Source organism: Aetokthonos hydrillicola CCALA 1050 (assembly GCF_017591665.1).
GTDB classification, from domain to species: Bacteria; Cyanobacteriota; Cyanobacteriia; order Cyanobacteriales; family Nostocaceae; genus Aetokthonos; species Aetokthonos hydrillicola.
Genome location: NZ_JAAKGC010000006.1, coordinates 131,416 through 144,709 on the forward strand (window position 1 = coordinate 131,416; position 13,294 = coordinate 144,709).

A 13,294-nucleotide genomic window follows, 5' to 3' on the forward strand; every position below is an offset into this window, starting at 1 on the left:
GGCTTGTGGTTCCGCATTAGCGTATGTGGAGCGCAAATACAAGCCTTTTAAGTCAATTTTAAAAAAACTTTACATAATTGGTATTGTTGACGCAGATAATAGCTGATAGCTTGGGAGAAATTTAGGAGTGCAAAATTTAGGAATCGCAATTACAGGTAGTGGCTCAGAAGTACCAGCAACTTTTTTAGATAACCTGGGACTAACTGAACTAGTTGATACATCAGATGAATGGATCACCACACGAACAGGAATTCATCAACGAAGGTTAGCGCAACCCACTGAATCTTTAACTAGCCTTGCTACTGCTGCGGGTAAAAAAGCACTCGCAGCCGCAGGAATCGAACCACAAGATCTGGATCTCATTCTACTAGCTACCTCTACCCCAGATGATTTGTTCGGCAGTGCTTGTAAAATTCAAGCGCAATTGGGGGCAAGCAACGCTGTGGCTTTTGACTTGACAGCTGCTTGCTCTGGTTTTGTATTTGGATTGGTGACAGCTGCTCAGTATATAAGAACTGGAGTTTATCAAAAAGTACTCCTGATAGGGGCTGATATACTCTCTCGTTGGGTCGATTGGCAAGACAGACGCACTTGTGTGTTATTTGGAGATGGTGCTGGGGCTGTAGTGTTGCAAGCAAACTCGTGCGATCGCTTGTTGGGGTTTGAACTCAAAAGCGACGGCACTCAAAACTATTGCTTAAGCGTGGCATACACACCCGAACAAACACAACTTGTCCAAGGTATCAACGTTGGGAAAGGAAACTTCCAACCAATTGCGATGAATGGCAAAGAGGTTTACCGTTTTGCTGTCCAAAAAGTACCAGAAATCATAGACAAAGCTTTATTCCGTGCTAATCTCAGTGTTGACGACATCGATTGGTTAATATTACATCAAGCTAATCAGCGCATTATTGAAGCTGTACAAGATCGCCTAAATATTCCAGAGCATAAAGTTATCACGAATCTTGCATACTACGGTAACACTTCTGCTGCTTCCATACCGTTAGCACTAGATGAAGCAGTCAGCCAAGGAACCATCAAAACTGGTGATGTAATCGCTGTATCGGGTTTTGGTGCGGGATTAACTTGGGGAGCAGCCATTTTTCAATGGGGAAAATAAAGAAGGAGTCAGAAGTCAGAATACAGGAGTCAGAATATGCCATGGCTGAAGCCAGGGTTTTGAAATATGAAAAAATTCTTCACTCTGCTCCACAACTAAAATCGAAGGCTGTCTTACCCAGCAGTCTAAAGAATTGATTTTTGACTTCTGACTCCTGACTCCTGACTCCTGAATTCTTTTTTATACCAAATACGAAACAGAAAACAACATAATGACTAAAACTGCATGGGTATTTCCCGGTCAAGGCTCCCAGGCGGCAGGAATGGGAGTAGATTTATTAGAGCTACCCTTAGCTAAGGAAAAGTTTGCCCAAGCCAAGGAAATATTAGGCTGGTCTGTAACTGAAATTTGCCAAAATGAGGAAAAACTATCACGCACTCTATACACTCAGCCTTCTTTATACGTTGTAGCAAGTATTCTTGCTGATGTCATCAAAGAAAAGGAAAAACCCGATTTAGTAGCTGGGCATAGTTTGGGGGAATATGTTGCCCTTTATGTTGCTGGTGTATTTGAGTGGTCTGTTGGCTTAGAAATTGTGAAGCGTCGTGCTGAATTAATGGACAATACAGCAGGTGGTATGATGGCTGCTTTAATGAATTTTGATCGAGAACAATTAGAGCAAGTCATTACCGAAACTCCTAACGCCGTGCTAGCAAATGACAATAGTCCAATGCAAGTCGTTATTTCCGGCACTCCAGAAGCGGTCAAAGAGGTTATGTCTAAAGTGAAGGCAAAACGCGCCATCCCCTTAGATGTTTCTGGGGCTTTTCACTCACCTCTAATGACAACTGCTGCTGACAAATTTCAAGAAGTGCTAGAATCTGTAGAATTTCAGCAAGCTACCGTGCCAGTTTTATCTAATGTAGAACCAGTTCCATCTGTTGATGCTCATGTTTTAAAGCACCGCCTCACACAACAAATGACTAGTTCAGTACGGTGGAGAGAAATATCACTAGCACTACCAGAAAATGGTATCGGACGAGTTGTCGAGATTGGACCTGGTAAAGTTTTGACAGGTTTAATTAAACGCACTTGCTCTGATTTAATATTAGAAAACGTTCAAAGTATTTCTGAATAGGGCATGGGGCATAGGGCATGGGGCACAGGAGAAGAATTAAGTCGGTAAATCTTTAGTGCCAAGAGAGTATAAATACTACTTGTTCAATCCTCCCCTGCTCCCCTGCTCCCCTGCTCCCCTGCCCCACGCCCCATGCCCCATGCCCCATGCCCCACGCCCAATGACCTATGACTCGAAGCCGCGAACCGATTATTAGTTTATTGCTGTACCATGCCTTTAAGTGGTCAGTAGTTAGTCCTGTACTTCATACGTACCTTCGAGGACGGATCTATGGTGCCGAAAATGTTCCTAAAACTGGACCACTTGTGGTAGTCAGCAATCATGCTAGTAACTTTGATCCACCAATTGTTTCTAATTGTGTAGGTCGTCCAGTGGCGTATATGGCAAAGGAAGAACTGTTTAAAATCCCAATTTTGAAACAAGCAATTGAGTTGTACGGTGCTTACCCTGTAAATAGGGGGGCTGCTGATCGTGCTGCTATGCGGGCAGCGTTAAAGTATCTTGATGAGGGATGGGCTGTAGGTATTTTTTTACAGGGGACTCGTACCCCAGATGGGCGTATTACAGATCCAAAACGGGGTGCAGCTCTGATTGCTGCTAAGGTTAAAGCACCAATTTTGCCCGTATGTTTATGGGGAACTGAAGCTATTGAAGCTAAGGGTGGAGCCCCCCGTTCGGCTCCAGTGACAGTACGGATTGGTAGCGTGATTGAAACACCAAGTTCTACTGACAAAGAGGAATTAGAAGCGGTGACAAAGCAATGTGCAGCAGCGATTAATGCGCTTCATGATTTGGGGCGGTAAGTAGAATAAATCTATAGTGCATCAACTTGGGGAAATTATGTCGGATTTAAGAACGGAATTAACAGAAAATTTGGATGAGTCGGAATGGGAGTGGCTGATTCCTCATGTAAAACGCGACGCAGTCATTGTGGTGGTGCAAGGACTAGATTTACTCGATGTGGGTGTCGCGATCGCTAGCGATAAAGTTTCAGAAGTACAAGCCTGGATTGATGAAGCATTGATTGCCAAACCCTCAGCCACTCAGGTGGGAGAATGGAATCACGAGCGCACTAAAAAATTTAACACTCTAATTGTGCAGCCTTATGTACTTGTGCAGGAGAAACCAGCTTAGCACCTAATTTATCGCTTTTCTTGCGATTCATGTGTTCCCGTATAACCAGTTGCTACCCAAAGTACGGCTCTTACTCCATCTCGAATAGATTTTTCAATTGGCTCTGGAGAGTAGTCAGAAGGGACGGGTACTGGTTTGAAATCAATTCCTCGGCTACCTAGAACGATATCGCCGATAACTTTAGCTCGACGCATGTGGTAGTCTGATGTAATTAAATATACGCTTTTGATGCCAAGAGATTCCAGATGGTCTACAACCGTGGTGAAATTTTCTAATGTGTTGTTGGCTTCGTAGTCTAAATGCAATCGCTTAGTATTTACCCCGCTTTTGGCGAACACCAGTCTAGTTACCTTTGGAGGACTACCTCCAGAGATCCAAATTGGTAAATTTGGGTGTTGACGAGCAAATTCGGCTGTAAACTTCTCTCGTTCTAATTTTTTGGTTGAACCACCCAACACTAAAATTGCTTGCGGTTGTAGAAATTGGATTTTGATCTCCTTGTAACCCCATAACCCCATTAGCGGTAGGGCGACTAAAGCCATAACTTTAGATAGTAACTTATTCAACATGTCCTGCTCTTGAGTCTCACACCGAAATATTTGATTCGGTATTGGGAGGAATTACGCGCTTAATTTGTTGCGTCCCTGACCAATTTCCCGCGTAGTGGTTAGGAGGCGGAGAATAGCGATAAATCAAGCAATCTCTTAGACTGCTACGCATAATCTCGTGCTCCGTTTAATTAGTTGCACTTTTGATGGACTGAACTGACCGATACGACGCCAATCGTGGTTATAAACTGAAATATTCTTGGTTTTACTGGTACTCGCATAAAGTGATAAACCTCCGAGTAAAGTTATCAGTCCCTTCGCCCAACTTGTTCTGCATGTCCTTTCTAAGAGCGCCTACAGCCAGTAGGCTTAGAGATAACCCGAACTAGGGAAATATTCGGGAGTCCGTAACAGAACAAGTCTCGTGGGCTAGTCATCTCTTACGTTGAAATCTGGCTCTTTCAATCCCACACTATACCGCTTGCGGTTAGTGTGGGTAGTTGACGGCTCTATCCACTTGAGCTGTTTAGACTGTAATTTTTCTGTTTTAAAGGATAATAACGGAATAGGAAATACGCAAGAGGTAGGGAAATCTTAGCGGGGGAGCAGGTGAGACCAGCGCCCATCTTGGCGGTCTCCGTCACGATAGCGAGTCTACGAGCGTCTGGGCGACTGGCGTTAGCGCCAGCTAACGCCAGTCGCAGGAGCGTCACCCGAAGGGGGGAGTAAAGGAAGCTCCGTTAATGGACTATTTATAAAGTCAGCATTAAATTGCAGTGGGGTGTTTAACGCGCATTACCATGTCTCATTGTTTGACGAGAAACAATAGGTATTTGTTTCAGTACCCTACACTTATTTATGGGGCTTTCCCTTGCTCTCCCTGCTAGGAGATACCCAGATCTGAGATCCGGTATTCTTGCCTTCTTTATTTGATATTCAAGTAGATAAAACGGTTTTCCGGCTAATTATTCAATTTTGTTTACGGGACTGGCCAGATTCGAACCGGCGACCTAGCGCTTAGGAGGCGCTCGCTCTATCCAGCTGAGCTACAGCCCCAATTATATGTCAATAGTATTATGATACCATCTTTATTCGGACTGCCAAACATTTTGCCAAGGTTTGCCACCTACTTCTAATCCACAAAGAAAACTGTGTGCTTCCAAAATTATTTTGCCTTGCCCATTACTGAATTCTTGTAGTTTTAAATTTAACTTGCCCTGCATCGTGTCATGACAACAAAATACCAAACCATTTTTTGTTGGGGCACGGAGAGAAGTACCTGGTAAATCAGTAGTTGCTATTAACTCAACCTTATAGCGTTCGTTTTTAGCTTGCATTTTCCATGCGCCCCAAGGATGAATATCCCAGCTAACCTGTGAGTTCCAAGGTACAAATTCATAAAACTTACCTTGGTAGTGTAACCCAATCATCGCGACAGATTCCATCCACCACAACACCCCACGTCGCCCGCCGCCAGCGGTTAATGCTAAGTTGGGTTCATTCTCGAATAAGTTACAATTCATCCAAAACCATTTTGTGGGAAAAGCTCCTCCCCAATTTTTCTCAGAATAAGCTGGCGCGTCGATAAATTCATAGAGTTTGCCATTCCAGTCTATCCACCCGGAAGCTAAACCATGAGCCATTAAAATTTGCCATCCTGGTTCGAAAATTTGGAAAGATGATAGCCACCCAGCAGTTGATTGCTGAATACCTCCTTGATCTCCCCAGCCCAGCAGTGGCTTAATTTCATATTCCCAACGACAATAGCAACCAGTACCCGGATCATGAATTGCTCCCTGATTCAGGGTAGCTGTAGCTTGATAGCCTTCTTCTACATAACGGTCAAACTCTGGGGGTGGAAGATAAACAGGAGCGGTGTGCTGTTTGGTCTTACCCCAATGACCTAAAGCCAACACATCACGACTAGCCCAAAATTTCCTTACGTCTGGAAAAGTACGGCATAGATACTCGTCATTTGCACCAAGAATCTGTGCAGCACCGCCACTGTGAGGCTTTCCGCCGATGGGATCTTCTATGGAATACATGAAAGCAAAAGTCTGGGCTTCTCGAGGCAAAGTTACACGATAGTACCAACCTTCAAAGAAGCGGCGACTACTACCGTCCCAATGGTAGCCGCTATGAGGTGTCTGGGTTACGTGAAGATGATTGTTAGGGCTATCAACCATAAATAAATTTTTATATGGTTACGTAGTAATACTATCTTCTAGAGAAATAATCATGACTATACTACTCATAATAACTATTATGACCTATTTATATTTTATGAAAAGCATTTCTGGGAATAGTTAACATGGATTTACGATGTGCTGCCTATTTTCCTAGTATGCGCGATGATAGCTTTGATATAAATGATGCTTACTCTCTATTAGGTCTAAAACCTAGCGCATCCCAAGCGGATGTTAAGCTGGCCTATCGTGAGCTAGTTAAAATATGGCATCCAGATCGTTTTCTTCATTCACAGGAAAAGCAGGAAGCAGAAAAAAAACTTAAACAAATTAACCAAGCTTACAACAGGCTAAAATCCTACTACTTAAGCCCTGCCAATTCATTTGGGCAAATAAACGCAACAAAAATTAACACTACTCTCTCTAATGCTGAAATTTTCTACCACTGGGGAGTAGAGAATGCAAAACTAGAAAGATATGAAGAAGCGATCGCCAACTTTACTCAAGCCATTCGTCTTGATCCTTACTATGTTGAAGCATACAAATATCGTGGGTTTATCTGCTCCCAACTGGGATATGAGTATAGAGCCACCTCAGACTTAAGCAAAGCTGGACAAATTGAAGGGAAAATAAATAAAGAAGCTTCTCGTGCATCAACATCCTCGGGATGGAAATCAAAGCGAAAATCTTTGATAACAAAGTTCTTCCAGTGGATAAAGCGTTTACTGAGGTTCAAATGGTAATTCACACAAAGTCTTTGCTAACCGACGTATTTGTTTTAGTAGCATCTCATAGGCAATGGGAAATTCTCAGCACAAGTTGGAGAAATTTCAAATGAAGAAGATATCTGATACATCGGTAAAACACAGCAAGCTATTTTTCCTTTAAGAGCCAAGCACACCAGTTGAACTATGACACAACTCCATTGGTTAGAAGTTAGCGAATACGCCTCCCTTTCTTTATCTACAATAGGAATCGTTACAGCAGCAGTTACTCAACAGATTGTCTACGCGGTTGCTCCCCTAACTTTAACAATCGGCTTGAACATAGCTAATCGCGAAAGGTTGAAGTATCTGAATCAACAAGAGCATATCCGGGCAATCAACAAGCTAGATCTACTGATCGATCCACTCAGGCAGCGTTTGGAGAACTTCGACACCTACACGCGCAAACTTAGTACAACAACTGAGCAGCAACTAGAGCAGTTACGTAATAACCAACAGTATAGCGTTGATGTTTTTACCCAGCGTCTCACTAAACTTGATGGGTTAACACAACAGCTTAGCAAAACCACAGCTCAGCAAATACAAGAATTACAACTCAACCAACAACAGAAAAATGCTGATGCTTTTAACCAGTACCTGACTCAATTTGATTCCTTAGCAGAACAATTGAGTACAAATACTCAAAAACAAATTGACCCTCTTAATCTACGTCTGACCCAACTGGATACGCTAACACAACAGTTGAATAAAACAACTGAGCAACACACCCAACAATTACAACGCTACCAGCAAGAATATAATATTAACAATATTAGGCAACAGCTAGCCCAACTAGATAATCTTACTCAACAATTAAGTATAAATACTCATAATCAAATAGAACCTCTTAGTGAGCGCCTCTCTCGGCTTGAAGGCTTAATACAACAGTTGAGTAAAACAACTGAGCAACAGACACAAGAACTACAACGCTACCAGCCACAAAATAATACTGACCATCTTAAGCAGCGTTTAGCTCAACTAGAAGCTTTTACTCAACAATTAAGTACAGATACTTTTAACCACATGGAGGAGCTAAAGTCCGCGATCGCCCAAATCCAGACTGAACTCCAAGTGTTAACCTTATCCTTTTCTGTGAATGAGCAAAACTCACCAGATACGCCAGAGAAAATTATCACCCCGCCACAAAGTGAAGCAACTACCCCACCGATAGAACCACCATCACCACAGGTACAGCAAACAACTTCTCCTACAAATACCTTACCTGTTGTACTTACTCCCGAACCAAGTCAAGAACAACCTCAATCAACGGTAGAGCGATCGCCAGATAATTCTCAACTCGTGGAACCCATTAGTTCCTCTGGGGATCAACAACAAGAAAACTCTCCCGCAGAAGCGCCGTTTCCCAACCCTCCTTTACCACATGAGGCTAACCGCCAGATTCCTACGCCGGTAAACCCGGATGCAGAACTGGCTCACCAACGCAATGGCAGTACTCCTCCAGCATTAGCTCACCAGGGTACCAATTCAAAATTAATAGTACCAGTAACACCACAGATACAACAAACAAATCCCCCTCAGAATCCCCCACCTATTGCAGCAGAGAAAAACTCTGATGACAAAATCATTACACCTTCTGCACCACCTACATCTGAGGTAATCAAGCCAAACTTAACATTTAAACGCATTCTTAGGGGACATACAGATAAAGTGATGTCTATCGCTTTTAGTCCTGATGGGCAGAGTTTAGCTAGTGGTAGTCATGATACAACATTAAAAATTTGGAATCTGGCTACCAATGAACCACGTACTCTTAAAGGACACAGAGAATCTTCTTATTTTGGAGGAATTAATACAGTTGCATTTAGTCCAGACGGAAAGACTCTAGCTAGTGGTGGTAATGACAAAACAATAAAGTTGTGGGATGTTTTGACAGGAAAGGAAATTTGTACCTTTACAGGACATGGAGAAAAGGTTTACTCTATCGTCTTTAGTCCTGATGGAAAAATTTTAGCCAGTGGTAGTAAGGATAGAACTATTAAGCTTTGGTCAATAGAAAAGTATAAAGGCATCTATACTATACCAGGTCATTCCGACGAGGTTCTGTGTGTTGCCTTTAGCTTGGATGGCAAAATTTTAGCTAGTGGTGGTGCGGCGAATGATCAAACCATCAAAATTTGGTATCTAGCTGAAAACAAATTCCTAACACTCAAAGGACATTCTGACTTGTATGGTGGTATTAATTCTGTTGCATTCAGCCCAGATGGCAAAACCCTAGCAAGTGGTAGTAGAGACAAAACGATCAAACTTTGGCAACTGTCCAATGGTAAAGAAATCCGCACTCTCCTAGGTCATTCTGATCCAGTGTGTTCCGTCGCCTTCAGCCCAGATGGTAAGACTCTAGCCAGTGGAAGTAAAGACAAAACAATCAAGCTTTGGCAAGTTGAGACGGGTAAAGAACTCCTTACTTTTACAGGAAGCGAAGATCCCATTTATTGCGTTGCCTTTAGCCCAGATGGTAAGACTTTAGCTAGTGCTAATGGAGATAAGACTATTACACTTTTGCCTTTTCATGGGTAAGGCAAAGGTAGGGGAACAAGGAGTACGAGAAAAGTGTAGAAATCTTTAGAGAATATTAAGATACGTTAATCATGATAACACTTAGTAAACAAAGAACTTTTTATTACCAATGGGGTGTTAATTTATAAACAGGTACAAAAAAGAGAAAAAAACTCAATTAGAGCCTGTACCTCCCGCTCTAATACCATCGCAAAAACTTCTCAGCTATTACATCCTCTACAATGTGCTTTTACCTAAAGTTCATCGAGTTGATTAGGAGGTTTGTAAAATAGAATCGGAAACGCTCACCTAGCTGGAATGAGGGATGTGGATCTGAGTAGATTAAGTTGCGAATCTTATACACCTTAGTTAAAAATACCTGCTTTTTTTCTGAATTTTCTACTATTCAAAATCAATTGCATTTTTAATAAACCGCTAAAAGCTCCTGATCTCGGCCTGTCGTAGCTTTTGGCGGTTCGCTGTTTCTGACAAAAGGAGAAGGAGTCAGAAGCCAGAATTTATGGGACGAGGATTTCAAGCTCTTGATGATTCATTCTGACTCCTGACTCCTAAATTCTTTTTCTTAAAGTAATTACGCTCACTTCTGGGTTGCAAAACAAGCGCCCTGGTGGATAAGTTCCTAAACCCCGATTAACGTATAGTTGATTTTGTGCTACTGTGTGAAAGCCCTGCGCCCATTCCCAGTGTCGCATTACCTTAGAGCAGTCTAATCGTAACATTGGTACTAAGCGCTGCAGTTTTCGAGGAACTTTTGATAGAAGTCTTTGGTAATGAATTACCAAGGGACCAAGTCCTGGAAGAACTATTTGACCACCATGTGTATGACCAGACAGTTGTAAATCAACGCGCCATTGTTGTAATATAGCGGCGGTATCTGGGTTATGGGATAAAACAATTCGGGGTGTTGCAGCATCTAGCTGGTTCATGACAGATTTAGGGTCGAATTCCCGTGACCAATAATCAGCTAGTCCCACCAATGGGAATTCTTTTCCTAGTGGATAGGCGATTTCATTCCATAGAACTTTGATCCCAATGCTATTGAAAGCTCCTATCACTTCTGCTTTTGAAGATCTGTAACGTAGATCGTGGTTTCCAAGTATAGCATAAATACCGGCACGGCTTTGTAAATGTTTGAGTCTTAGTACCAGCTGACGGATTGGTGATGGATCGTCAGTCACGTAGTCGCCGGTTAATACAACTAAATCGGGTTCAGCTTCATTGCTGAGTGCGATCGCTTTTTCTAGCATTTCTTCCGATAGTCGTAAACCATCATAATGAAAATCCGACAATTGCACCAGCTTTATTCCATCTAATGAAACTGGCAAATCTGCAATCTTAACCGTCAATCTTTCTACTTCCAACGGTCCAGATAACAACAAATGCATAACGCTGATTTTCTCCTCAGATTGGCGCTTCCAGCTTATCCAAAAGCTAACATATTATCTGTATTAACCAAAATATCTTCTTGAAAAATTTATCAAACAGAATTCAGAAGTCAGGAGTCAGGAGTCAGAAGCCAGAAGAGAGAATACACCACCCAGTAAAGGGATGGTGTATTCTCTACTCTGACACCTTTTTATAAACGCTGTATTTGTTTTGGTATTTATACTTAAAAAACTAATTTGTGTGTAATTTTTGCCAAAAGGAGGATTGAATCAGAGAAATGATACAAGGTATAAATATACGTGACGAGTGCGGATAAAGCATTTTTTTCACTATTTATGGAACCATGGAACCTTCTTATACCAAAGACTATAACCATCTTGAACAACATGTAGCAAAACTCCTCTATAAGTCTGGATGGACAGTGATCACGGCCAAACAAAACCAGGTTGGTTATAATTTGGTTATCAAAAAGCGTAACTTAGTTGGTGCCGTTCAACTTAAATGGCTAAGAAATAATGTTGCAGCGCCACAGCTTTTAAAATTTGCAGATTTTTTAGATTCTCAAGAAGGTAAAAAATTTAATTTTGGCTTGTTTATCACTACAAAAGGTTTTAGTACCCCTGCATTAGCTTTAATAAGATCGTGGGGAAAAGATGCTAAAATTTACTGTGGTATTGTACAAGAATATAAACTTTTTGGAATTGAGGGTATTGATAACGAAGATAAAAGTGATCAAGAGCCAAAGATCCCATCAGAAAAAGTTTATTTTGGGATTTTTACTTGCAAAGGTGGAGTAGGTAAAACTACTATAGCAGGACATTTGGCAGGAGCATTTGCTTTACAAGGTTTTAATGTAGCGCTTGTTGATTTAGATCCAGAACAAAATTTACAAAAGCTTGTGGGTGATGGAATATTTGTTCCTAATCCTAAAGGTGTTGGCACAACTATCGAAGTGTTTAATGGCAAAGATTGGCATGAGGATTCTGCCCGCGATAGTAGAATAGTGATTTGCGATTGCTCACCTGCACTTGAACGTAATCCTATAGAACTCGTTAAAAAATTTCAATATTGTATTATACCAACAACCTTAAATCCTTTAGGAATTAATAAGCACGGAAAAGTTATTCAAGAAACTGTTCAACAAATACGTCAAATCAACGAACATGCCTATTTATTTGTGCTAGTGAATAACTTTAAAGATCCAGGTAAACAGCGATTACAGCTTCTTAAAAAGATTTATTTTGATACTTATAAAGAAGTTAGCCAAACAGACGATAAGTTTTATTGTATAGATCCAGAAGAAGCATGTATTCGCACTAGTGATCAACTCTATTATTGGGGGATGCATATTTTGGAAGATGAAAACCCCTCAAGTAGATTAGCATTTGAACTCATTGGCGGAAAATGCTATCCACGCGATGATTTTATTAACTTAGCTGACTATATAGAAAGAAAAGCTGGTTTTGGTATTCTGAAGCAGAAAGAAGAAATTTAATACTCCCCTTAAATCTAGTACGAGTAGTTCTTTCGGGTGTCCAGTGCTGCATTGAGAATACGTTTATTTTCCTACAGAATATTGCCCTCTACCTGCGGAGTGTTAAATCACTCTTAAACTATGCAGTGTATCTATGTCTATAGCAAGGTTAATATCTGGTTGCTTAACTATTAAATATTGTTACTTAGGTGCAAAAAAGTTCCCTGAGCGCCAAGAAAGAAATCTTTGTATAGTAAGCAATTGGAGACTTTCATGACTTTCACTGCTGAAGAAAAAACAAAAGAAACTGTAAATCTTATAGCCCCAGTCAAGAGCCGGGAAATAAATTTCCCGGCTCAAAGCCCAAACCCATTAAAATGGGTTAAAAGACTACCCAGTGAGCTTTTAGCTCACTTTAGCTATTAGCCCGAACTTTAGTTCAGGGCGAATTATCGGGCAAAACCTACGCAGTATTGGGGGCGAATGCCATACCCTAATCCCTGCGGGCTCGCTGCGCTAACGGGAAGCCGGAGGCTACGCCCTTAGAGGTGTGAAACAGCCATTACCCATCAATACATATAGTGTTCAATTTGTATGGTGCGTAAGTTTTATTGTAATTGCTAACTGACCAAAGCAAAAGCTTGTTAAACGTGATACGCCGTTATAACCTTTGTTTTGTTTGGACTATATATTGATTCAACTCGTTGATATTGAGTGTGTGTCCACCAGACTTTAATTCTGTTACCTTGATCTGGCGCACTTCCGGTCATAGAGTAACCAGCTTTTTGCATCATGTCTTCAAATTAATTTGAGTATATGACCTTACATTTAAATTGTGGTATCCCTTGTATTTAGTGCTTCTCTAGGGTCATAGGTTCCCTGGTAGTAAATATCTTATACCCAGGTAATACTAAAGCAATACCAGTCGGACTGTGAATCTTACCAGGATATTTGTAAGGTAAATCATCAGGGATACTGCCTCCAATCCTAATATTAAATCCTGGAAGCCACACATACAAGCCAGGGATTAACAAGTCCATACTATAAGCGATCGCCTTCATTTATC

General features: G+C 41.4%; 11 protein-coding genes and 1 tRNA gene. 7 read left to right on the forward strand and 5 right to left on the reverse strand.

Annotation, left to right across the window (positions count from 1 at the left end; all coding sequences use genetic code 11):
• Positions 1 to 127: 127 nt before the first annotated feature.
• The 4 genes from G4P69_RS04975 to G4P69_RS04990 all read left to right on the forward strand — a co-directional run bounded on the left by G4P69_RS04975 (position 128) and on the right by G4P69_RS04990 (position 3,332).
• Entirely contained in the window at positions 128 to 1,120 is a 993-nt protein-coding gene (locus G4P69_RS04975) for a beta-ketoacyl-ACP synthase III (protein WP_208339348.1), read from the forward strand.
• A 211-nt stretch (positions 1,121 to 1,331) separates the two neighbouring features.
• A complete protein-coding gene (gene fabD / locus G4P69_RS04980; protein ID WP_208339347.1) occupies positions 1,332 to 2,198 on the forward strand; it encodes an ACP S-malonyltransferase in 867 nt (288 codons plus the stop codon).
• 167 nt (positions 2,199 to 2,365) lie between these two features.
• Positions 2,366 to 3,001 carry a lysophospholipid acyltransferase family protein gene (locus G4P69_RS04985; protein WP_208339346.1) on the forward strand — a complete coding sequence of 212 codons (636 nt, stop codon included), beginning with the start codon at positions 2,366 to 2,368 and terminating at the stop codon, positions 2,999 to 3,001.
• Positions 3,002 to 3,038: 37 nt separating this feature from the next.
• Positions 3,039 to 3,332: a DUF2288 domain-containing protein gene (locus G4P69_RS04990; protein WP_208339345.1), complete on the forward strand. Its 294-nt coding sequence runs from the start codon at positions 3,039 to 3,041 to the stop codon at positions 3,330 to 3,332.
• A gap of 8 nt (positions 3,333 to 3,340) precedes the next feature.
• Here the strand turns inward: G4P69_RS04990 and G4P69_RS04995 are convergent, their stop codons facing one another.
• From G4P69_RS04995 to G4P69_RS05005, 3 genes are all read right to left on the reverse strand, one after another.
• Entirely contained in the window at positions 3,341 to 3,901 is a 561-nt protein-coding gene (locus G4P69_RS04995; protein WP_243902156.1) for a YdcF family protein, read from the reverse strand.
• 961 nt (positions 3,902 to 4,862) lie between these two features.
• Positions 4,863 to 4,936: transfer RNA gene (locus G4P69_RS05000), tRNA-Arg, on the reverse strand.
• Positions 4,937 to 4,968: 32 nt separating this feature from the next.
• Positions 4,969 to 6,066 carry a tocopherol cyclase family protein gene (locus G4P69_RS05005; RefSeq protein ID WP_208339344.1) on the reverse strand — a complete coding sequence of 366 codons (1,098 nt, stop codon included), beginning with the start codon at positions 6,064 to 6,066 and terminating at the stop codon, positions 4,969 to 4,971.
• Positions 6,067 to 6,191: 125 nt separating this feature from the next.
• Between G4P69_RS05005 and G4P69_RS05010 the strand changes: the two genes are divergently transcribed.
• Together G4P69_RS05010 and G4P69_RS05015 are read left to right on the forward strand one after the other, a co-directional pair.
• Entirely contained in the window at positions 6,192 to 6,809 is a 618-nt protein-coding gene (locus G4P69_RS05010) for a J domain-containing protein (RefSeq protein WP_243902155.1), read from the forward strand.
• Between the two features lie 168 nt (positions 6,810 to 6,977).
• Positions 6,978 to 9,368 (forward strand): WD40 repeat domain-containing protein, encoded by a 2,391-nt coding sequence (locus tag G4P69_RS05015; protein WP_208339343.1) that lies wholly within the window; start codon positions 6,978 to 6,980, stop codon positions 9,366 to 9,368.
• Positions 9,369 to 9,916: 548 nt separating this feature from the next.
• Here the strand turns inward: G4P69_RS05015 and G4P69_RS05020 are convergent.
• Positions 9,917 to 10,753, reverse strand: coding sequence for a metallophosphoesterase (locus tag G4P69_RS05020; protein WP_208339342.1), 837 nt, complete (start codon positions 10,751 to 10,753; stop codon positions 9,917 to 9,919).
• Between the two features lie 344 nt (positions 10,754 to 11,097).
• Between G4P69_RS05020 and G4P69_RS05025 the strand changes: the two genes are divergently transcribed.
• The gene (locus G4P69_RS05025) at positions 11,098 to 12,249 is read left to right on the forward strand and encodes a nucleotide-binding protein (protein WP_208339341.1); all 1,152 of its coding nucleotides are present in this window, start codon (positions 11,098 to 11,100) and stop codon (positions 12,247 to 12,249) included.
• An 830-nt stretch (positions 12,250 to 13,079) separates the two neighbouring features.
• On the opposite strand, the gene G4P69_RS05030 is transcribed toward G4P69_RS05025, so the two are convergent.
• On the reverse strand, positions 13,080 to 13,289 hold the full coding sequence (locus tag G4P69_RS05030) for a hypothetical protein (RefSeq protein WP_243902154.1): 210 nt from the start codon (positions 13,287 to 13,289) through the stop codon (positions 13,080 to 13,082).
• Positions 13,290 to 13,294 lie beyond the last annotated feature (5 nt).

Bases quoted from the DNA above. Each gene is read 5' to 3' on its own strand.
- G4P69_RS05020 (WP_208339342.1), bottom strand. From the start codon at position 10,753: ATGCATTTGTTGTTATCTGGACCGTTGGAAGTAGAAAGATTGACGGTT.
- G4P69_RS05010 (WP_243902155.1), top strand. From the start codon at position 6,192: ATGGATTTACGATGTGCTGCCTATTTTCCTAGTATGCGCGATGATAGC.
- G4P69_RS05030 (WP_243902154.1), bottom strand. From the start codon at position 13,289: ATGAAGGCGATCGCTTATAGTATGGACTTGTTAATCCCTGGCTTGTAT.
- fabD (WP_208339347.1), top strand. From the start codon at position 1,332: ATGACTAAAACTGCATGGGTATTTCCCGGTCAAGGCTCCCAGGCGGCA.
- G4P69_RS05015 (WP_208339343.1), top strand. From the start codon at position 6,978: ATGACACAACTCCATTGGTTAGAAGTTAGCGAATACGCCTCCCTTTCT.
- G4P69_RS04985 (WP_208339346.1), top strand. From the start codon at position 2,366: ATGACTCGAAGCCGCGAACCGATTATTAGTTTATTGCTGTACCATGCC.
- G4P69_RS04990 (WP_208339345.1), top strand. From the start codon at position 3,039: ATGTCGGATTTAAGAACGGAATTAACAGAAAATTTGGATGAGTCGGAA.
- G4P69_RS04995 (WP_243902156.1), bottom strand. From the start codon at position 3,901: ATGTTGAATAAGTTACTATCTAAAGTTATGGCTTTAGTCGCCCTACCG.
- G4P69_RS05025 (WP_208339341.1), top strand. From the start codon at position 11,098: ATGGAACCTTCTTATACCAAAGACTATAACCATCTTGAACAACATGTA.
- G4P69_RS05005 (WP_208339344.1), bottom strand. From the start codon at position 6,066: ATGGTTGATAGCCCTAACAATCATCTTCACGTAACCCAGACACCTCAT.